General features: G+C 60.3%; 19 protein-coding genes. 3 read left to right on the top strand and 16 right to left on the bottom strand.

Translation table 11 applies throughout. The features are described 5' to 3' along the window. Positions 1-20 precede the first annotated feature (20 nt). The 4 genes from PHW69_01400 to murJ are packed head-to-tail and all read right to left on the bottom strand — an operon-like array spanning position 21 to position 3,784. A complete protein-coding gene (locus PHW69_01400) occupies positions 21-398 on the bottom strand; it encodes an MGMT family protein (protein ID MDD4003843.1) in 378 nt (125 codons plus the stop codon). Then, positions 395-886: a peptidylprolyl isomerase gene (locus tag PHW69_01395; protein ID MDD4003842.1), complete on the bottom strand. Its 492-nt coding sequence runs from the start codon at positions 884-886 to the stop codon at positions 395-397. Before PHW69_01395 ends, PHW69_01400 begins: the two co-directional genes overlap by 4 nt. Before the next feature lies 1 nt (position 887). Then, on the bottom strand, positions 888-2,213 hold the full coding sequence (locus PHW69_01390; protein MDD4003841.1) for an excinuclease ABC subunit UvrC: 1,326 nt from the start codon (positions 2,211-2,213) through the stop codon (positions 888-890). Beyond that, the gene (gene murJ, locus PHW69_01385) at positions 2,210-3,784 is read right to left on the bottom strand and encodes a murein biosynthesis integral membrane protein MurJ (protein ID MDD4003840.1); all 1,575 of its coding nucleotides are present in this window, start codon (positions 3,782-3,784) and stop codon (positions 2,210-2,212) included. The genes PHW69_01390 and murJ overlap by 4 nt, the downstream gene beginning before the upstream one ends. A 39-nt stretch (positions 3,785-3,823) precedes the next feature. On the opposite strand from murJ, the gene rpsT reads away from it, so the two are divergent. Beyond that, positions 3,824-4,102 carry a 30S ribosomal protein S20 gene (gene rpsT, locus PHW69_01380; GenBank protein ID MDD4003839.1) on the top strand — a complete coding sequence of 93 codons (279 nt, stop codon included), beginning with the start codon at positions 3,824-3,826 and terminating at the stop codon, positions 4,100-4,102. Positions 4,103-4,277: 175 nt separating this feature from the next. Here rpsT and holA read toward each other — a convergent pair whose 3' ends face one another. From holA to leuS, 3 genes are read right to left on the bottom strand one after another with little or no spacing between them, the layout of a single operon-like run. Continuing rightward, complete coding sequence (gene holA, locus PHW69_01375) at positions 4,278-5,294, bottom strand: DNA polymerase III subunit delta (protein MDD4003838.1); 1,017 nt, start codon at positions 5,292-5,294, stop codon at positions 4,278-4,280. A gap of 4 nt (positions 5,295-5,298) precedes the next feature. Further along, positions 5,299-5,916, bottom strand: coding sequence for an LPS assembly lipoprotein LptE (gene lptE / locus PHW69_01370; protein ID MDD4003837.1), 618 nt, complete (start codon positions 5,914-5,916; stop codon positions 5,299-5,301). An 18-nt stretch (positions 5,917-5,934) separates the two neighbouring features. Further along, complete coding sequence (gene leuS, locus PHW69_01365) at positions 5,935-8,463, bottom strand: leucine--tRNA ligase (protein ID MDD4003836.1); 2,529 nt, start codon at positions 8,461-8,463, stop codon at positions 5,935-5,937. A 140-nt stretch (positions 8,464-8,603) separates the two neighbouring features. Here leuS and PHW69_01360 point away from each other — a divergent pair, with 140 nt between their 5' ends. After that, on the top strand, positions 8,604-9,497 hold the full coding sequence (locus PHW69_01360; GenBank protein MDD4003835.1) for a metallophosphoesterase: 894 nt from the start codon (positions 8,604-8,606) through the stop codon (positions 9,495-9,497). Between the two features lie 247 nt (positions 9,498-9,744). On the opposite strand, the gene ybeY is transcribed toward PHW69_01360, so the two are convergent. The 9 genes from ybeY to PHW69_01315 all read right to left on the bottom strand — a co-directional run bounded on the left by ybeY (position 9,745) and on the right by PHW69_01315 (position 20,269). Then, entirely contained in the window at positions 9,745-10,200 is a 456-nt protein-coding gene (ybeY, locus tag PHW69_01355; GenBank protein MDD4003834.1) for an rRNA maturation RNase YbeY, read from the bottom strand. Positions 10,201-10,218: 18 nt separating this feature from the next. After that, on the bottom strand, positions 10,219-11,178 hold the full coding sequence (locus PHW69_01350; GenBank protein MDD4003833.1) for a PhoH family protein: 960 nt from the start codon (positions 11,176-11,178) through the stop codon (positions 10,219-10,221). 2 nt (positions 11,179-11,180) lie between these two features. Then, the gene (locus tag PHW69_01345; protein ID MDD4003832.1) at positions 11,181-13,469 is read right to left on the bottom strand and encodes a DUF3536 domain-containing protein; all 2,289 of its coding nucleotides are present in this window, start codon (positions 13,467-13,469) and stop codon (positions 11,181-11,183) included. Continuing rightward, entirely contained in the window at positions 13,466-14,674 is a 1,209-nt protein-coding gene (gene glgC / locus PHW69_01340) for a glucose-1-phosphate adenylyltransferase (protein ID MDD4003831.1), read from the bottom strand. Before glgC ends, PHW69_01345 begins: the two co-directional genes overlap by 4 nt. A 121-nt stretch (positions 14,675-14,795) precedes the next feature. Further along, on the bottom strand, positions 14,796-15,488 hold the full coding sequence (locus PHW69_01335; GenBank protein ID MDD4003830.1) for a chlorite dismutase family protein: 693 nt from the start codon (positions 15,486-15,488) through the stop codon (positions 14,796-14,798). Between the two features lie 13 nt (positions 15,489-15,501). Next, positions 15,502-16,932, bottom strand: coding sequence for a hypothetical protein (locus PHW69_01330; GenBank protein ID MDD4003829.1), 1,431 nt, complete (start codon positions 16,930-16,932; stop codon positions 15,502-15,504). A gap of 7 nt (positions 16,933-16,939) precedes the next feature. After that, on the bottom strand, positions 16,940-17,683 hold the full coding sequence (gene thyX, locus PHW69_01325) for an FAD-dependent thymidylate synthase (protein ID MDD4003828.1): 744 nt from the start codon (positions 17,681-17,683) through the stop codon (positions 16,940-16,942). After that, the gene (locus PHW69_01320; protein ID MDD4003827.1) at positions 17,655-18,932 is read right to left on the bottom strand and encodes a hypothetical protein; all 1,278 of its coding nucleotides are present in this window, start codon (positions 18,930-18,932) and stop codon (positions 17,655-17,657) included. The genes thyX and PHW69_01320 overlap by 29 nt, the downstream gene beginning before the upstream one ends. Then, positions 18,929-20,269 (bottom strand): VCBS repeat-containing protein, encoded by a 1,341-nt coding sequence (locus PHW69_01315; protein ID MDD4003826.1) that lies wholly within the window; start codon positions 20,267-20,269, stop codon positions 18,929-18,931. The genes PHW69_01320 and PHW69_01315 overlap by 4 nt, the downstream gene beginning before the upstream one ends. A gap of 32 nt (positions 20,270-20,301) precedes the next feature. Between PHW69_01315 and PHW69_01310 the strand changes: the two genes are divergently transcribed. After that, complete coding sequence (locus PHW69_01310; GenBank protein MDD4003825.1) at positions 20,302-20,721, top strand: MazG family protein; 420 nt, start codon at positions 20,302-20,304, stop codon at positions 20,719-20,721. The last annotated feature ends 9 nt before the right edge of the window (positions 20,722-20,730 follow it).

Below are 20,730 nucleotides of genomic sequence, written 5' to 3'. Positions count from 1 at the left end.
ATAGCAATTCTTTTCCGGGTTTAGCTTTCCTTCGATATTTTCGCCGCGCGTTCAGCCGCCAGCAATGCGATTTTTTTAGCCGGCCCGCCGGGCGCCGAATAACCGCCCGGCTCGCCCGACTGGCGGATCACGCGGTGGCACGGCACCGCCGGCGCGAACGGGTTGCGCTTTAACGCGGCGCCAGCCGCGCGCGCCGCGCGCGGATTGCCGGCCGCCGCGGCAATCCGCCCGTAAGTTCGGGTTTCGCCTTTCGGGATCAGCGCGCACGCCAGCCATACCCGCTGGTAAAAAGGCGGGTAGTCCGGCATTGCGGCAAGCACGGCTTCCGGCAGCAGTTTTTGCAATTGCGCTTTTGTGACGCCCGGCGGAAGGCACAGGGCCGGTCTGGATTTTTTCATCGCCGGCTGTTCCTGACATCCAGAACCGTCAGATCGAACTCCAGAGTCTGTCCGGCGAGCGGATGATTGAAGTCAACGGTCGCGGCGGTTTTGCCGAGCGCGATTATTTTTGCCGGCAGCGCTTTGCCGTCGGCCGTGCGCGCCGCTATGTTGTCCCCCGCTTTTACCTGCAAGCCTTTCAGCGCGGAAAGCGGCACTTCCTTCACATAGGCGCCGTTATGGGCGCCGTAGGCTTTTTCCGGCGGGATCAGAATATGGATTTTATCGCCTTTATGCTTGTTCTTCAGCGCTTCTTCCATGCCGGGGATGGTGCTTTTGTCGCCCATCGTGAAAACGAACGGCCTGTCGCCGGAGGCGGTGTCCACCTGCCGGCCGTTCACTTTCAGCGCGTATGAAATGGATACGATTTTGCCATCCGTCGCAGCCGGGTCTCCGCAGCCGCAGATCGCAATCAGCGCCGCGGCTGCCGCTATCAGTCCTAGTTTCATTTTAATCCTCCAGTAATTTTTTATCACGCAGCCGGCGGTGATAGGTTATGGCGAAACGGTGCGCTTCGTCACGTATTTCCATGAGCAGCCTTAATGCCGGGTCCGACCGGTCGAGCCGGATGCTTTTGCCGCGTCCCGGCACGAACAGTTCCTCCTCCCGTTTGGCCAGCGCGACAAGCGCTACGCGCAGGCGGCTGGCCGCAACGGCTTTTGCGGCGGCGGCCAGCTGGCCGGGCCCGCCGTCAATAAGCAGCAGATCCGGCGGTGGTTCGCCGGTTTTTGCCAGCGCGGCGAGCCGCCTTGTAACTATTTCCCGCATCATGAGAAAATCATCCCCGCCGCGCTCAGGCAGCGCGCTTTTTATCCGGAACCGGCGGTAGTGCGGGCGGTTCTTTTCGCCGCCCGTGAAACAGACCATTGAGCCAACCGCCTGTTCCCCGAACAGGTGCGAATTGTCGAACGCTTCGATATGGACCGGCGGGCGTTTTAAGCCCAGCGTTTCGGCCAGCCGCATGGCGGCCCGGCTTTTGGCGAGTTTGGCTTCCAGCCCGGAACCGGTGCAGCGCGAAATTTTTATCCGCTCGCGCATATGCCGCAGGGTTTCGAGAAAATCCCGGTAGCGCGCCGCCTGTTCGTAATCGAGCCGTTCTGACGCCGCGCTCATCAGCGCGCGGAATCGGTCGGCCAGTTCCTGATGGCGGCCTTCCAGGAACAGTTCCGCCCGTTCCGCTATTTCACGGTATTGCCGCGGCGAGATGCCGCCCGCGCAGGGCGCGGGACACTGACCGGTATGGTAATACACGCAGGAGTCTGTTTTCTTCCGCGCGAGCGGGCGCTCCGGCGAAAAATTCCATTTGCACGGCCGCAGCGGAATGATTCCTGCCGACCACAGATGCCGCAGCAGTCCTTTAAGCTCCGCGGCGTGCGGGTAAGGGCCGAAATAGCGAGCTCCGTCGCGCCGTTTTTCGCGCGTAACGCTCAGGCGCGGGAACGGTTCGTTTAAATTCAGCCTTACGAACGGGTAGGTCTTGCCGTCTTTGAGCATTCTGTTAAAGAACGGCTGGTGTTCTTTTATCAGCCGCTCTTCCAGCACGAGCGCGTCCCGCTCGCTTTGGCAGGGCAGATAGTCAATCCGGCGCAGCAACGCCATCAGGCCCGGTATTTTCCAGCCGCCTTCGCCCGCGCGCGACTGCTGGAAATACTGCGAAACCCGCCTGGCCAGATCTATCGCCTTGCCGATATAGATTATCTCGCCCTTGCCCGCGCGCATTATGTAAACGCCCGGGCTGTGGGGCAGGGCCGCGAGCCCGGCGCGGTTTGCGGTCATCGGGTGTTCTCCCGGTTCTTTCCGGCGGCCAGAAACAGTTTGGCTTCGCCGGTGTTAAAAGCCAGAGCCAGCCCCGCGTAGCCGGCCGCGCCCGCGCAGACGGCGCAGGCGGCTGCAAGCGCCGTGCCGAGCGGCTGAGCGTAATGCAACGCCATGGCGCAGAGCCCGGCCATCGCGCCCGCCAGAAGGATAAATCGCGCGTACGCGCGCAATATCCCCGCGAAACCGAGCGGCCCGAACTTTTTTCTTAGCGCCAGCGTAAGCAGGAGCGCGCCGGACCATGCGCCCGCCGATGACGCCAGCGCCAGTCCCGCCACGCCCATTTTCCCCAGCAGCGCCATGCACAGCGCGATTTCGACCGCGGTCTGGGCCAGAATTATTTTGAACGGGGTTTTCCAGTCTTTTAACGCGTAAAACGCCATTACGGAAATTTTGTTCACGCCGTGCGCCGCCAGGCCCGGCCCAAGCCACCGGAGCGCGGAGGCGGTTACTTCGCTCTGCTCGAATGAAAAGCGCCCGTGCTCGAACAGAGCGCGCACAAGCGGCAGGTCGAGAACCAGAATGCCCGCCATGGCCGGTATAAGCATGAATCCGGTCAGGCGCACCGCGAGCGAGTAGGTGGAACGGAATTCCGCCCGGTCGCCCGACTGCGCGCTTACGGTTAAATGGGCCAGCGCTGAGTTGGCGGCCGCCACTCCGAACAGCGCGAGCGGCAACTGCATTATGCGCGCGGAGTTATAAATCGCCGTGATTGAACCCTGCGGCAGAAAACTGGCGAAGAACATGCCGGTAAACATGGAAATCTGGTCGCCGGCCGAGCAGACCAGCGCGGGCAGCATCATGGCAAGCGCGGTTTTTACCGCCGGCGTGCGCAGCGGGTTTGTCAGCCTCAGACTGTAACCCAGTTTTTTCACGGCGGGCGCAAGCAGCGCAAGCTGAAGCGCGCTTCCCGCCACGGCGGCCAGCGCCAGCCCCCGGACCCGGGTTTCCGGGTCCGGGCCGGGCAGCGCCGCCGCGGCTATAAGGTAAACGATTATGGAAAGCGAAAAGGTGACGGGCGCGATTGCCGGCAGAAAAAAACGCATCGAAAGATAAAGCGCGCCCTGGCATAAAGCCGACAGCATGACGAAAATCACCTGCGCCATCATTATCCGCGTGAGCGTTACCGTCAGCCCGAAAATTTCCGGCTGGCCGCACAGTCCCCATGTCAGCGCGCGCACCAGCGGCGCGGCGAAGACAGCAGCCAGCAGGGAAAAAAATGCCGTCGCGGCCAGGCCCGCGGTCCAGACCGCGGCGAAAAATTCATGCCCGCGCGCGCGCGAAACCGCGTTTTCCTGCGCCAGCAGCGGCATGAAGGCCGCGTTTATGGTGCCTTCGCCGGCGGTGCGGCGGAAAAAATTGGCGATCCTCAGCGCCGCGTAATACGCGTCGGTCAGCGCGGTCGCGCCGAACAGATACATTATGCCCGCGTCGCGCAGGTAGCCTAAAACGCGCGAAACGGCGGTCGCGGCGCCGAACGCGCCGGCGTTTTCAGCGAATTTCTCGTCCCGAGCGGTTGACCTGATATCCATAAAAAGTGTACACTATGTAACGGAGTTATAAAATAATTTATGGCAAAACTTAAAACTGGAAGACACACTAGTGGTATCAAAGCTCACCGCCAGTCTGAGCGCCGGGCCGCGTTTAACCGCGGTATGCGCAAAATGATCCGCACGGCGGCAAAGGCGGTCACGACCGCTGTTGAAAAGAAAGAACCCGAAACCGGGAAAGTCCTTACCGAGGCTTTTTCCAAATGGGACAAGGCCGCCAAGAAGGGCCTTATTCACTGGAAAACCGCGGCGCGGAAAAAATCCCGCCTGAGCAAGCTGACCGCTTCTTCTTCCAAATAAGAGCTTAAACCCGCTGTACGGATTTTAAAAACAGGCGCGGCAGGCAACTGCCGCGCAGGTTTTTGTCTGTCCGCAAAATACGGTTCGATTTTCAAAAACGCCGTCTGCGGCGCAAAACCGGAAGCCGCTGTTTCTGGCAACGGGTTTGAATGCCGGGCCCGCGGAGCGCGGATTATCAGGAACGTTTTGCCCGTCCGCCCGACAGTATTTTAAACACCAGCGATTTCAGCGTCACGCCCGGTTCCGAGCCGGACGAAGTTTTCAAGTCCCGGTCATATTCCAGCGATCTGGCCAGCGCGTCAGTCAGCGCGGCCGCAGGCGCGAAGTCGCGCGCCTGCGCCACAAAATCACGCTCGAAAAAATTCAGGCCCGCCTGCGCCGCTATGGACTGCTGGTCCAGCCCCGCCGTTTCCAGCCGTTTGACTTTGATCAGCTTTACGAGCGTGCCGGTTATGATGTTAAGCAGCTGCACGGGTGTTGAACCTGATTCGATCAATCTGTCAATCAGCGACATGGCGCCCTTCTGATCGCGCCGCATGATGAGGCTCGCCAGTTCATAGGGGTTTTCCTCTTTTGAAAAACCCAGGCTTTCCAGCACCAGTTCCGGAGTTATCAGCCCCGCCGTGCCGGACAGGTAAATGGCCAGCTTGTCTATTTCCATGCTCAGGGCGGTGAGATCGGTTCCCGCCGAATCAACCAGCAGTTTCGCGCCCTGCGCCGTTATCGAAAGGCCCGCTTTCTCCGCCCGCGCCATTACCCACGAGTGCGCCTCGTTTTCCCGCAGGCCGTAGAAAACCGCCGCTTCGCCCGCTTCTTCGCAGGCTTTCAGCAGCGCGTCGGTTTTCTTTCGCTCCTCCGAAACCAGCACCAGGCAGGTAGTGCCGAGCGGATTGCCCAGATACTCGATCAGCGATTTTTTGTCCTTGAGCTTTATTTTTTCCGCGCGGTTTATGACAATCAGCCGTTCATTGGCGAAAACCGGCGGGGTTTGCGCCAGCGACAGGATTTCCTGCGAGGGGGTTTTGTCGCCGTCGCAGGAAAAATAATTGAAATCGTCCGGACTGATCAGTTTTTTCAACTGCGCGATGATCTGTTTTTTCCGGTAAATTTCCTCGCCGCCCAGAAAATAAACCGGTTTGATGTTGCCCGCGCGCAGGCCGCCGGCCAGTTTTTCCGGGGTGACCGTGCCCATCGGATTACTGTCCGCTCGACCGGTATTCAACCGGCGCGGTGGAGGTGGAAACGGGATCGGTCGGAGAAATCTTCCTTTCCGACGCGCTGGACACCGAGCCGTAGCCCGTTACCGTGCGCGTGACAATGTCGCGCGCGAGAATGCTCCACACCTGATCGCGCGCCTGATCTTCCGTTATGCCGCCGGACAGCACCGAGGCGGTGTACACCACGGTGCCTTCCAGCGCCGGTTCTTCCCACAGCAGGGTGTTGGATTTGCGGTCGTAAAACTGCACCTTGAGCAGCACTGTCAGTTTGTAGGAGGTGGGCACCATCGCCGCGTCATACTGGATTGGCACGAGTATGTAGCGCCGTATCTCGCCCATTATTACGCCCGTGGCCTGCGGCTGCGGCACCACCGGGAAATTGCCGTTTCGCAGAAATTCGTTGGTGATGGCGATGTTGAGCCGGTCTTCCAGCCCGAAATACTCGGTTTTATTTATAAACGGCTGAACCGCCAGATTCGTTACCGACTGTGGCAGTATCTGCGGATAAGGCTGGTAGATAACCCCCGAGTCGCCGGCGCAGCCCGCCGCCAGCAGCGCGAGCGCCGCGAAAAACGCCAGCTTGATTTGTTTGGCCATATTCCCTCTCCGTACGGCTTATTTTACGACTATGCTGACCATCCTGCCCGGCACATAAATGACTTTGACCAGCGTTTTGCCCTCAAGGTGCCTGCGTATCCGCCCGGCCGCCAGCACCGCTTTTTCCGCGTCCTCTCTGGCGATGTTGACCGGCAGCCTGATCCGGTCGCGCAGTTTGCCGTTTACCTGCACGCCGATCTCCCGTTCGTTTTCAACCAGCCGGGCGGACTCGTAAACGGGCCAGCGTTCGTTGAGCAGAAAGGTGGAGTGTCCGAGGTGCTGCCAGGCCGCGTCCGTCACATGCGGTGCGAACGGATGCAGCAGCTTGAGCAGACTTTCCGCGTGTGCGGGCGGCACCGTCTTGAATTTCTGCAGGTCGTTGAAATAAATCATCATCGCCGAAATCGCGGTGTTAAAGCGCATTTCCTCGATATCGGCGGTGACCTTGGCGATGGTTTTGTGAAGCAGGGTTTCCAGCTCGTCCGGCAGCGCGGCCGCACTGTCGAGCCTGAGCTCCTGCGTCCAGTACCACACGCGCTTCAGAAACCGCACCACGCCTTCCATGCCGTGCACGTCCCACGGTTTCGACGCGTCGAACGGGCCCATGAACATTTCGTACATGCGGAACGCGTCGGCCCCGTGCTCGGCTATAACCGAGTCGGGGTTGATCACGTTATGTTTCGATTTGGACATCTTCTCGACCATCGGGCTCAGCGTTTCGCCGGTCGCCCTGAGGCGGGGGCTTTGCGGATCGGAAAAATCCACCTCGTCAACACTATGGTACGCGCCGCGCCCGTCACGGTAGGAATAGGCCAGTATCATGCCCTGATGACGCAGTTTTTTAAACGGTTCCGGCGTGGAAACCAGACCCGCGTCAAACAGCACCTTGTGCCAGAACCGCGCGTAGAGCAGGTGCAGCACCGCGTGTTCCGCGCCGCCGATATAGCAGTCTACCGGCAGCCATGCTTTTTCCAGATCCGGCGCGCAGATCCGCCCGGTGTTTTTCGGATCAATATAGCGCAGGTAATACCAGCACGAACCCGCCCACTGGGGCATCGTGTTCGTTTCGCGTTTTGCCGTGCCTCCGCATTCAGGGCAGACGGTGTCGAGCCAGCCGTGCGCGAGCGCGAGCGGGCTTTCGCCGGTACCCGACGGCTCGAACTGCTCCATATCCGGCAGGCGCAGCGGCAGCTCGCTTTCCGGCACCGCCACGGGCCCGCATTTTCCGCAATGCACTATCGGGATCGGTTCGCCCCAGTACCGCTGGCGCGAAAACACCCAGTCGCGCAGCCGGTAGGTTGTGCGGGCTTTTCCAGACCCCTCTTTTTCCAGATGCGCGATGATTTTCTTTTTCGCGTCGGGCGTTTTCAGCCCGTCGAGAATGCCGGAATTGACGGCTATCCCCTCGCCGGTGAAACAGCCCGGCTCCGCGGCGCCTTCCGGCTGCACGACTTCTGTGATCTCAAGTCCGAATTTTTTGGCGAACTCGTGATCCCGCTCGTCGTGAGCGGGCACCGCCATGATCGCGCCGGTGCCGTAACCGATCAGCACATAATCGGAAATCCAGACCGGGATTTTTCTGCCGTTTAGCGGGTTGACCGCGAACGAGCCCGTGAACACGCCCGTTTTTTCTTTTGAGATGTCGGTGCGCTGGTATTCCGTCGCTTCGCCGGCGGCTTTTATGTATGCCTGGGCCTGCGCGGCTTGTTGCGGCGTGAGCAGTTGCGGCACCAGCGGGTGTTCGGGCGCCAGCACCATGTAGGTGGCTCCGTACAGCGTGTCGGGGCGGGTGGTGAAAACCGTGATTTTTTCGTTCCGCCCGGACACCTGGAAACTCACTTCGGCGCCGTCCGACCGGCCGATCCAGTTTTTCTGCATGTGCATGGTGGATTCGGGCCAGTCGAGCCCCTCCAGTCCTTCCAGCAGCTGCGGCCCGTAGGCGGTGATTTTCAGCATCCACTGCCGCATGTCCTTTTCTTCTATGGCGGAGCCGCACCGCTCGCATTTCCCGCCAAAAACCTCTTCGTTGGCGAGCCCGGTTTTGCACGACGGGCACCAGTTGATCGGTATCGTGCTTTCATAAGCCAGCCCGCGTTTGAACAGCTGGAGAAAGATCCACTGGGTCCATTTGAAATACTCGGGATCGGTGGTGTTTATCTCGCGGTCCCAGTCGTAGCACAGGCCGATGGATTTGATCTGGCGGCGGTAGGTGTCAATGTTTTTGCGGGTCGTGATGTCGGGGTGGATGCCGGTCTGGATGGCGTAATTTTCAGCGGGCAGCCCGAACGCGTCCCACCCCATGGGATGAAGCACGGTGTAGCCGTTCATGCGTTTGTAGCGGGTGATGATGTCGGATGCGGTGTAGCCTTCCGGGTGACCCACATGCAGGCCCGCTCCGGACGGATAGGGGAACATGTCAAGGCAATAAAATTTTTTGCCCGCGGCCGGACTGGCGGGTGTTTTGAAAAGGTTTGCGTCGGCCCAGCGTTTCTGCTGGAGTTTGTCGAGCTGTCTGAAAAGATCGGAATTGGTTGTTTGAATGGTCATCTCTGTAATTATAGCAAAAGAGCGTTATGTTACCATTATGCACATTGCGGGTTCCGCTGTTCGCGCCGGCTTTTACAGCGCGCGCAGAATGTGCTAGTCTATCTGGTATCGTGGCGGACCGCCGCAGATTCGCTTAACCTATGAAACCGCATTACAATTCATCCGCCGGCCGCAGAAAAAAACCGTTTGCGCAGACCCTGTATAAAACGGCGGTCTGCCGAAAACCCGCCGGCAAGGGCCGCGCGGCGCGCCGCAGTCGCACGTTGGTGGCGGTGGGCGACGTGCATGGCGAATATGACGGGTTTCTGGAACTGCTCCGGCATGCCGGCCTGGCCGATGCGCGCGGAGCCTGGCGCGGCGGAAACGCCACACTTGTGCAGATAGGCGACGTGGTGGACAGGGGGCCCAGGCCTTTTGAGGTGCAGAATCTGCTGGCACGGCTTCAGCGCGAGGCGGGTCGGGCGGGCGGATCGGTGGTGAGGCTGCTGGGCAACCACGAGCTGGAATTGCTTAAAGGCAATTACGCGATCACGACTTTATCCAAAAACCAGATAGCGCCGTTTACCGAGGCCTTGAGAACCGCCGTGCATGACGGCAGAATTGCGGCCGCGTTGAGCAGGCAGGGCTATCTGTTCACTCACGCCGGGCTGACCGCCGGGCTGCAGGAGATTTTTTCCGCTGGCGGCACAGCCGGTGAGGACGCGCTGGCGGCGGAAATAAATTCCATTTTCATCAACGCGGTTGAAAAGAACGATTATTCGCATCCCATTTTCTATGTCGGGTCTTCGCGCGGCGGGCCGCACCGGTTCGGCGGAATTTTCTGGGAGGATATCGAGGATCTGTTTTATTCGGAAAATCCGCTCCGGCTCAAGCAGGTGGTGGGGCATACGCCGCTGCGCGAAGTGTCGGTGAGCGACGACGGCAATATTATCGCCGTGGACGTGGGTGTTTACGTCGGGTATGGCGGCGGGCGCGGTTATCTTAAACTGCGCGCCGGCAAGCCGGAAATAGTGAATCTGCGCCCCGCTTCCTGACAGCCGGCTTTTTTCAAACCGGACCGCCGCGCGGCAATGGCCGCGCGGCGGTCCGTCATATTGTTCGCTCAGCGGATCCGGGCCTGTTTTCGGGCCGTGGCTCGGCTTGTTGCGCCTGGTGAGGGTTATCTGCGGGAAAATACGGAGTTGCCACGGGCGCGGACTCCGCCGGAATTCATCCATTCAGCCAGCCGCCGGGTTTGTGCCGTCCGGCGGGCCGGCTTGATGCCGCAGGGCGGGGAAGGCCTCATCCAAGGCGCGGCGCAAGGCTGGCGAGTATGGCGAGCGCGGCGGAGTCCATGGCGGCAAGCTCCGCTTTTGTCGAGTCATCCATTCCGGCCAGGTGCAGCGCGCCGTGCGCCGCCAGCAGCAGCAGTTCTTTTTTGACGCTGTGCCCCAGATTTTTCGCCTGCAATCGCGCCGATTCGGCGCAAATGAAAATGTCGCCGAACGGGAAACCCGGTTCGCGGGCCGCCTGCGCGGGCAATTCGTAATTGAACGAAATCACGTCGGTCAGCGCGCCCGTCGAAAGATACCGGCGGTTGAGCTTTTTTATTTCTGCGGCGGTTACGAACACGATGTTCAGCTCGCCCGCAAGGCGGGCCAGAGGCCCCAGCCCGCTTCGCGCCGTCCGCCTGAGCAGTCCGGGGTCGGGCAATGTTTTTGCGGCAAGCCCGGAATTGTTGAAGATGTTGATTTTCATAAATGCGTCCGCCCGGCGCTACATGGGTTTCTTGGTTTTTTTGTTTTCCCAGTTTTCGTAGGCGGCGAGGATTTCTTTCACCAGCGGATGGCGCACGATGTCTTCTTTGTTGAACCGGAAGAACTTTATGCCCTCGGTATGCTGGAGAATGTGGGTGATCTGGAACAGGCCGCTTTTATTCTTGTCTTCCAGGTCTATCTGGGTGATGTCGCCGGTCACGACCACCTTTGAATTCATGCCCATGCGCGTGAGAAACATTTTCATCTGTTCGGGCATGGTGTTCTGCGCCTCGTCGAGTATGATGAACGCGTTTTCAAGAGTGCGGCCGCGCATGTAGGCGAGCGGCACGATTTCCAGCACGCCGTCTTCGCGCAGGTTGCGGAAGCGCTCGGGGCCGGCGAGCGTCTGGAACGCGTCGTAAAGCGGGCGCAGGTACGGGTGCACTTTTTCATACAGGTCGCCCGGCAGAAACCCCAGTTTTTCTCCGGCTTCCACGATGGGCCTTGTGAGTATTATCCGGTCAACCAGATTCATTTCCAGAGAACGCATGGCCGCCGCCGCGGCGACGAAGGTTTTGCCTGTGCCGGCCGGGCCGATCCCGATCACCATGTCGCTGCCGAAAATCATGTTGGCGTACTCCGTCTGCGCGGCGTTGCGCAGTTTCACCGGCAGCCCGCGCGACGGGTGGTAAATTACGCCGTTGCTGATCGGGCTTGGTTTGTCGCCCGGCTGCGTCGGCTCGGCGTGCGCGAGCATTTCTTTTTGCGAAATTATGTCGGTGATGGCGTTGAGCGCCTTGTCCACCCGCGAGATGGGGCCTTTTATGCTTATGTCCACTCCGCCGGCTTCGCCCGGCTCGTGCCGTACGAAAAGCTCAACCTTGTAATCGCGTTCCAGCCGGCGCAGCTGCTCGTCCTGCACGCCCAGCACGCAGACGGCCTGTTCCCGGGTTTCCAGTCGTATTTTTTTTATTGGCATAATCAGCTGATTGTTTTCACTCCCATAAGCGGCGCCGCCTGGCGCAGCAGGCGCGTAAATTCCGGGTCGGTGCGCGTGGCGGACAGGCCCGGCAGAAAATTCCGCAGCGCGAGCAGCGCGCGCCAGTTTGAAAGGCCGGCGTTTGAAAAATATTCAAGCCACGGCAGAACCGCCGCCAGCCGGGCCGCCGAAAAGGATTCCAGCGCCAGGGAAAAGCGGTCGGCGCATAACGCCGAAAGCTGGTCCAGCCACGGAATGGCGGCGGGCCGCAGCCCGGCCGCGCGCATGGCGTCGAGCTCCGCCATGAGCGCCGGGGTAAGCAGATCGGCATAGCGGGCCCGGGCGAGCGTTTCAGTCCAGTGCTGCAGCAGTCTGTCCTTTTCCGCCGGGGCCGGATTGGCGAACATGGGATTGGCGCGCCGCCAGTCGGCCAGCAGCGCGGTTTCCGTGAAATGTTCATAGCCCGCGCCGGCCAGTATTTCCTGCGCCCGGTCCGGCTCGGACTGGAGCCGGTCGAAAAATTTTGCGTGTGCGGCGGGATTGTGCGCGGGGGCTGCAAAACAGTCCGCGCCGGCGGCGCAGTATTTGTCGGCGCTTTTTTTCAGCACGAATATTGAAAACGGGCGCTGTTCCATTGTGTCGGAGGTTTCGGTGCGGACCAGATACGCGCGGATATGCGCGGCCGCAATGCCTTCGTCCGTCAGTTTATAATGAAAGGCCGTGCCGTCCTCGAACGGCAGTTCCAGCCGGCAGGTTAGCGCAAGGCTGTAGTGCGCGGCCGCACGGGCCGGAGTGATGGCGGCGGGTTTTACGAGCGCGCGGTATACCCGGTCGCCGCTTTTAAAGCGCGGCAGGTTTGACGGGCACCGTGCCAGCCCCGCTTCCAGTTCCTGTTCGGCGTTGCAGCCCAGTTCGGCCGCCAGGCCGCAGGCCATCGCGGCGTATTTCATTGTCTGAACCGGCTCCAGGCCGGAAAGCTCGTCGAAAAACCAGCCGCAGCTGGTGAACATGAGAAGCCGGTTGCGCTGCATTTCAAGCAGTTTCAGGCCCTTTTTAAGATCCTGCGGCGCGGCGGAGGGCCTGAGGCAGGATTTGACGTAGCCGCGCAGCCGGCGCATCCGGTCGGCGTTAAGGCAGGCGATATACCCTTCGCGCGCCGCCCGGCTGTCGGTAAAAACAGCCGCGCTTTCCGTTTCGTAAAAGCCGTCGAGTTTTTCCGCCAGCCGGTTGAACGTTTCGCGCAGCGGCCGGCGCCATTTCTGGTTCCAGCCTTTCGGCTGGTCGGGCGAAGTGCAGCCGCAGTCGTCGGTCCAGCGGCCGACGCCGTGCGGGCAGCTCCAGGCCGAAGGCGACACTATCTCCGCCTCGAACCGCGGCGCGCCGCAGATATCCAGGAATTCGCCGTAATTGGTTATCCTGGCCAGGCCTTTCGCTTCAACGGCGCAGAGCGCGCCGGCGAGAGCGAGGTGGCCGGTTTTAAAGTGGTGCCCGTAGTCTTCCCCGTCGGACGCGTAACTTAGCAGCCGCGGCTCCCTGACTCCCGCGGGCAGCAGCAGCCGGGTCTGCTCCGGCAGCACTCCGGGGTTGGAGCAGCCGCCCGCGCGCATCGCGTCGGCCAGCTGGGGCGAGTAAAAAAACAGGTCTATGAATTTGCCTTTCTGCTGCCGGCAATGCCAGCGGTAGGGGCGGGTATAGTCGTCGGGATGGACGGGTTCGTTCGTCCGCACGCCGCTCATGCGTTTTGACGCCAGCGAGCGCGGCGCAAGCAGCGCAAAGCGCAGGCCGTGCAGGCAAAGTTCTTCGAGCGTGGCTTCGTCCACCGCCGTTTCCGCCAGCCACATGCCTTCCGGCTCGCGCCCGAACCGGTAGCGGAAATCCTCCAGGCCCCATATGATCTGGGTGCGCTTGTCGCGCTGCGAGGCCAGCGGCATGATGACATGGTTATAAACCTGCGCCAGCGCGTTGCCGTGGCCGGACCGCTTTTTCGCCGACTCCCGGTCAGCCTGCAGTATGGCCAGATAAAGGCTGCGGTGCCGGTATTCCAGCCAGTTTAAAAGCGTCGGGCCGAAATTGAAGCTGATCTGCGTGTACAGGTTGAGCAGTTCATCCGCGGTTTTGCCCCGCCGCGCTACGGGCACGGCCGCCAGCGGGCCGTAGCATTCGGCGGTGATGATCGAGTTCCAGTCATGCATCCCGCCGGTGTTATGCTCGGCTTCCACGCAGCCCAGCCACGGGTTCTCCCGCGGCGGCTGGTAGAAGTGCCCGTGAACGGCGAGGTGCCGGCGGGTCATAGAAACTTGGTTTTGCCGCGCGGGATGACCACTATTCCTGACGGATCAATGTAGTAGCGCTGCGCGTCTTCCGCAGGATCATGCCCGACGGTGAGTTTGGGCCCGAGCACGTTGAACCTGTCAACGACCGCTTTTTTCAGCCGTGTGCCGGGCTTGATTTCGCAGTAGTCCATGATAATGCAGTCTTCAATCTCGCATTTCTCGCGCACCACCACGCCGCGGCCCAGGATACTGTGCTTGATGACGGAGTTCTTGATAACGCAGCCGTCGCTTATCATGGAATCTTTTATTTCCGCGCCCACATATTTGGCCGGCGGCGAGTTATGGCTGCCGGAATGGATCGGCCATTTGGGATTGTTCAGATCCATTTTGGGCTTGGTGCCCAGCAGATCCATGTTGGCTTCCCAGAAGGCGGCGATGGTGCCCACGTCCCGCCAGTAGCCTTCTTCCTCGTAATCCTGTATGCCGGGCAGTTTCTGCGACGGAAAGTCGTATGCGAACACGTTATAGCGTTTGTGGATGATCGGCATGATGCCTTTGCCGAAATCAAGGCCCGGCGATTCGGCGTATTTCTCGTGCAGTATTTTGACGAGCGCGTCGTAGGAAAAAATATAGTTGCCCATCGAGGCGTACGCCATCGTCGGGTTTCCGGGGATCGGCGGCGGGTTCGGTATCTTTTCCAGAAAGCCGGTCACCCTGTTTTTCGCGTCCACCGCGACGACGCCGAACTGTGTGGCTTCCTTAAGCGGAACAGGCAGGGCCGCGATGGTCACGTCCGCCTTGTTTTTCAGGTGGAAATCTATCATCTGCCCGATGTCCATCCGGTAGATGTGGTCGGCTCCGAACACGGCCACCAGATCGGGCGCGAAATCCGTGATCAGGCTCAGGTTCTGGCGCACGGCGTCCGCCGTGCCGCGGTACCACACCTCGCCCATCCGCATCTGAGGCGGCACTACGGTGATGAAATGGTCGTTGGTGAGGCCGCGCGTGGGCCAGCTTTGCCGCAGGTAATCTATTAGCGACTGCGACAGGTACTGCACCAGCACATAGGACGCGAAAATCCCGGAATTGACGAAATTAGACATCACAAAATCCGCGATCCGGTATTTGCCTCCGAACGGAACCGCCGGTTTGGAGCGTTCTTTTGTAAGCGGATAGAGCCGTTCGCCTTTTCCGCCCGCCATTATTACGCCTAGTATTCTCATGATGCCTCCTTGCAAGTTTATTTTCCGTTCCGCCCGGCGTCAGCGGGCGTTACGGCGGAGTTTTCCCGCACGCTTCGGTTCGCCGTCCCTGTATGCCCGCCAGCTCCGCGCGGTCAGGCGGTCATTTGCCCAGCCGGTCCAGAATATCGCGCAGGTCGCTGCCGACGCAGAAAAAGGACGGCGTGTCCGCTTTCGCGAAATTCTTGATCCGTTTTTCGCGCAGTTTCTCCGTTACATGGGCCAGCGCGTGCAGTTCGTTGGATTCCCGCAGCACTATCGAGTCCTGGTCGTCCAGCCCGAACGACGCGAACTGGTGTTCCGTTACCGACGGAAACTGCTCCAGCACTTCCCGCCGCTCGATCAGAAACTGATCCTGTTCCTCCGCGCTCATCTGATGCCATTTGAAAGTGCGCGTGAGCGGATGCATCAGCATATAGCGGTATTTTCCGAACAGGCCCGCCGGTATGACTCCGCATTCCAGATCGCACTGCAGATGTTCCTGCTTCAGCTCGAAAAACCCCAGATAACTGTATTTTTCGATAAAATACTTGCCCGCGCCGGAAGACGAAATCTGCGCCCACGCCTGCTGCAGGTGTTCCACGTCGGTCGAGATGAGCCACAGCAGCATGTCGCAGTCGGCCCGCAGGCCCTGCAGGGAGTAGGTGCGCAGGAAAATCTCGTCCTGATGAAAAGCGACCGCCCCCTCCAGTTCCTGCTTGGCCGCGATTTTTTCGTTCGAAATCAGGCGCCGGAATTCCGGCGACACTTTGATGAAAATGAAACTGGAGAACCGCAGTTGCTGGGTTTCGCTCATAATAGTCCTTGCGTTATTCGCTCTGTTCCTCGCCGGTCCCGGCGGGCGCATAGCCGCCCTGCTCGCCGCCGACGTCGCCGTAAGTCGGGTTCGGCATCGGGCCGAGCTTGTGCGGGATGGTTACGGCCGACTGCACCGCGCCGGTCGGCTGCGCCTGCTGTTTGCCGGGCGCTGGCGGGCTTGCCGGCGCGGCTTGCTTCACGGCCGGTTTTTTAGAGGTTTTCGTTTTTGACCTCTTTTTTCCGGTTCTGGAAGATTTGGCGTAGGCGGCGGACCGAAAGGCCGCGCTGGTTATAATCGAGCTTGCGGAAGCGGTCGGCTGATCCTGCCGCGCCGGCTGATTCGCCGTGCCCGCAACCACGCTGTTTTTCGCGGCGGACGCTTTTTCCCGGCGGTTTTTCCGGCGGGAACCGGTTTTGCTCCCGGAATCCGGTTTGCCGGCAGGATCGCTCCCGTCGAGTTTTTTGCCCGCGGCCGGCTGCGCGCCGGTTATTTCCGGCTTGTGAATTCCTTCGCCCGCTTTCGCCTCTGCGGCAGCCCGGTATTGAGAATTATCTATTTTCAGCAGCGAGGCGGGCGTAATGTACACTTCGCCCGGAAACACATTGTATACTTCGGTATACCAGTCGTTGCGCGAGCCCGGCTCCACCTCGATCAGCGACAGCAGATAGGAACGGCCGTCTTTATGAATGACCGACTCCACCGGAACCATCGCCGCCTCCGGATTGTCGGAAAGCAGCAGATCACCTTCAAAAACCATCCCCGGCCGGATTTTCCATGCTTCACCCGTCACTTCCAGCCGCAGCTGATACTGGCCGGTTTTGCCTATTTCCACGAAATTGCGCAATACCGCCGTAACGGTTACGCCGTCTTCATTTTTCAGCTGGGCGAGCATGCCCGCCTTGAGCGGCACATACACCCTTTCTCCGGTCTTGGCGATCACATAAATGTTTTTGGCGATGGTGAAAATCTTTTCCTGTTCGTACACGTCCTGTTTGTTCTTCGCGTACAGGCCGACGATCACGCCCGCCACCGGCGCGCGCACCTGGTAGTAGTCGTACATGTTCTTCCAGCGGTTGCGGGTGGTGTTTTTGCTCGAAGAGGCGTCCATCATGGCCGACAGTTCGACCGAAGCCACCACTCCCAGCACCTGGTCTTTGTCCACCCAGTTAAACAGCGCCGCGCTCAGTTCGCCCACGCGTCCGTCAAACGGAGCGAAAACGTCCACCAGCCCCTCCGCCGTCGAGGTGCCCGAAACTCGGCAGTAAAAACGCACTCCCGGCCCTTCCACCGTGCCGTATTCAAGCGCGCCGAGCGCGCTGCTTATGGCCGTGTCCTGCGCGGACTGCCGCGCCGGGCTGTCCGTTTTTGCCGCCGTATCGGCCGCGCCGGCCGGACTCAAAGTAAACAGCAGCGCCGCCAGGGGAATTATTCGGTTTGCCATGAATGCCTCAGAAACTTCTTACATGCCGGTCAATTTCCGCCGCCGGCCCGGACAGTTTTTCGCCGTCGCCGAACACTTTCAGGAACGCTTCATGCGTCCAGGGCATACGTTCGGCCAGCAGTGAAAGCAGCGCGTCGGCGTAGTCGCGTATTTCGGCCTGCGCGTGCGAGTCGGCCCGCAGCGACAGGAAATTCATCAGGCTGCGCGCGTTAACCGTCCAGTAAAACTGGGTATACTGGCCGACCGGCAGCAGCATCCGCGCCATCTCGCGCGCCACTCCGGCCTCCAGCAGTTTGTTATAGGCGGCATAACTCTGCTCGAGCGCGGCGCGATAGGCGCTCAGCAGTTCGGCCTGTGGCAGGTCGTCCGACTGCACCGAGCCCTGTTTGTTATGCGTGTCCTGCGCGCGAAACCGTTCCGGTATGAAGAACTCGTCCGCCACTCTGGTGTAGCGGGCGCTTACCTCGTTATAGGAGCCCCAGCGGTGCCGCATCCACTGCCGCGCCACGAAAATGGGGCATTTGATGTGCAGCTGGAACACGCTGTGTTCAAAAGGCGAAAGGTGCGCATGTTCCAGCAGATAGCGGATAAGTTTTTTGTCGCGTTCGTCGCCTTTCGATTCGCCCGCGAAAGTCACCCGCGCGGAAGCGACGACCCGGTTGTCCCCGCCCATGAAATCCACCAGCCGCACAAACCCCGCGCTGCCTACCGCCAGCTCGGCGTTACTGCCAGTCTTTAATTGCTTTTTCATAGCTTTCCCGTGAAGAGAGACCGCCGGACTGCCGGCTCTGCGGCTCTATGGCCGGCAGGTCCACCCCTTCGTTTATTTTCGTAACCAGCCAGGCCTGCACGCCCGCTTCGTCAAGCGCGGCGTTGCCAAGCCAGCTGTAAAACAGGCCGTCCATGTTGTCCTGCACCAGTTTGTCCAGCTCGTGGCTTGATATGGAATAGCCGACCGCCACTATGGAGTAATGGGCCGCCAGTTTCCGCGCGGTTTTTTTAAGCTGCTGCGCGCTGGATTGTTCGTTGGAAGATTCGTCGGTTTCTTTCAGGAGCCGCCCGTCCTTGCCGTAAATGCCGCTTTTGGAGAAACTGGCGGCGTCAATTTTCAGTTCGGGTTTGCCGATGTCGCGCCTGGCGTCGCCGCGAGGCCTGAGCACGAACGCCTGCGCTATGGCGCAGGCGGAGCTTGCCGTCACCTGCGCGGCGATCCGGTTCATTATGTCGAGTTTGGCGCGGTTCGCCATATCGTTATTGAGTCCCGCTCCGACCAGCAGCAGCGCCAGCGGCCTGCTGCGGCGGTAGTTCCTGACAGAACGCGAGACGGCGAGCGCGTAGGCCGGCGAGTCGTCGAGCGCGGACGTGATCGTAATCTGCGATTTCAAAAGCGCTTTCTGGGAATCGCTGGTAGGCACTCCGCCGCCGGGCGATTTATCCGCGTCGGCCGCGGCCGCGCGCAGGCCCAGCATGTGTTTCAGGCGGTTGAGCGAGTCGGAATTGGAATTGAGAAAAAACGGGATTACCACAATCTTTTTCACCGCCCGCGCCTGCAGGCTGTCAATCGCCGCCTGCACCGCCGACAGATTGTCCGACCTCAGCACCGTTTCCGCCGTCACGCGCGGCGACAGCCGGTTAATCGCCGCCCGCGCAATCGTTTCCCATGACGAATCGCCGGCTTCGACAGCGAACAGATAGCCGCAGCCCTTGAAATCGGTCGCCAGTTCGGGGATTTTAAGACCGGCGGATGTTGCGCCTGGCGCCGTATAATCGGAGCCGGGCGCATAGTCGGGCACATTGCCCGCGATATCGTCCGCGGTGTCGGCCGCGTCGGCCGTGTCCGCGTCAATGTCGGGTTCGGCGTCCTCGTCGGGGAGCGGCCGGTGTTTCTGCGGTTTCTGCCGGTCAACGGGTTTGAAATTCTGGGCCGGAGCCGGCACGGCCGCCGCAAACAGCGACGCCGCGAGCAGAGCCGTTATCAGTGGCCGCAGGGTCAATGTCATTGGTATCCGAACACTTTTATTATGGTGGCGTCGTCAATCGTTGTCACCGGGATGATCAGGCCCGGCTCCAGCCCGCCGAACGAGCCGTAGTTTATGTTCCAGACCGCGCCGCCCAGCCGTGTGCGGCCGGTTTCTGTCAGGATCGCGCCGTTCCAGGCGAACCGGCACAGGTCAGCGTCCGAGTATTTGCCGAACGCTTCCGACAGCATGTGCGCGGGGATGTTGCTCACCCCGTAAATGCCGGCGGTTTTGCCGGTTTTCACGACCGGCAGGCGCAGGTTGAAATAAAGCTGGGTATTTTTTATGTTTGCGCGGTTGGGCGTTCTGCTGAATCCGGTGCGGGTGTCGGCGTGTTTGGCGCGTTTTTCAAACTGCACGCTTATGCTGCCGCCGGGCGTGGTGTAGACGGATTCGTTTTTGCCGTCCCCGTCCAGATCGGTGACGGTCAGGCCGTACAGCCAGTCTGCGCGCGGCAGCGTGAGCCGGGCGGACCCGGTTCTGAACCCGTCGCGGTACTCCAGCGGTTTGATAAATGACAGCCGGAACCCCTGGCTCTGGTATATCTCCTGGGTATAATAGGCGGGCGCGTCGCCCGCGGCGTTGAGCGCTCGCACGATCCATTTCAGCTGGTCCTTGCGGGTCAGGGTTCCGTTCTCGAGCGCATAAATGCCCGCTTCCACCTGATTGGAGGCGCTGTCGAAGATGTTTATTATCAGCGCGTCGGTTTTCAGGTCCGCCTGGCCCGCTTTAAGCGTTTCAATCGAGACGATACGCTGTATCGCCGGCAGCGCCGCCGATGAAACGGCGACCAGTTGCGTGCCGTCCCGCCGGAAAATGGAAATTAGCGCCGCCTGCGCCACGGCGAGTTCGGTCAGGCCGTCGCCGTCAAAATCTCCAGGCGCGGCGTCTACCGTTATGCCGGGCACCGGTTCGCTTTCCCAGACCGGCGTCTGCGCCGGCAGTGTATTGGCCGGCGGGGCCGCCGGTTCCGTCAGCCGTTTTACCGCAGTTTCAAATTCCGCCACGAAACCCGGCTTGATGACCGCGCTTGATTCCGATATTCTGCCTTTGGCGTAGGTGTCATGAATTTCGGTCAGCGAGCCTTTGCCCCGTCGCTTTAATTCCGCGCCGAGTTTTTTTCCGGTGGAGGGATTGACCAGTTCTTCGCCCGGCTCATAAATCACGAACGGCGAGCCGGCAACCGGTTTCTCCCGGAATTCCGAGATGTCTATAAGCACCTCGTCATCATGTGTTTTCACCACCTGACCGGTTTCGGCGCGCAGCGGCGCGGCTAAAAATAGTAAAATGAGAACGCAATTGGCGATTTTCATAGCCATATTGTATATATTTACGCGCGAAAGGTCTATCTATGGGAAAAGCTGGTTCGGAGTTTGAGAAGCTGGTGGAGGTAATGGCCCGCCTGCGGGCCGAGAACGGCTGTCCGTGGGACAAAAAACAGACGCACGAAAGCCTGCTGGAGTATCTGCGCGAGGAATCGGGCGAAGTGGAGCAGGCCGTAAAAAACGCCGATTGGGATAATCTGCGCGAGGAGCTTGGCGACGTGCTTCTGCAGGTTGTGTTCCATGCCGAAATAGCGCGTCAGGCCGGCCGGTTTGACATAACGGATGTGGTTGCCGGCATAACGGGCAAGCTCGTGAGGCGGCATCCCCATGTGTTCGGCGATGAAAAACTCGACACGCCCGAACAGGTGCTTGTTCGCTGGGAAGAGATCAAGAAAAAGGAAAAAAACAGCGAAAAAGGCAGCAAAAAACCGCGCCCGGAGCGCTGATTTTTCCAG

Source organism: Elusimicrobiaceae bacterium (assembly GCA_028700325.1).
Lineage (GTDB): Bacteria > Elusimicrobiota > Elusimicrobia > Elusimicrobiales > Elusimicrobiaceae > JAQVSV01.
Note: the sequence above shows the minus strand (reverse complement) of the source record. Positions and strands in the feature narration are given on the sequence as shown.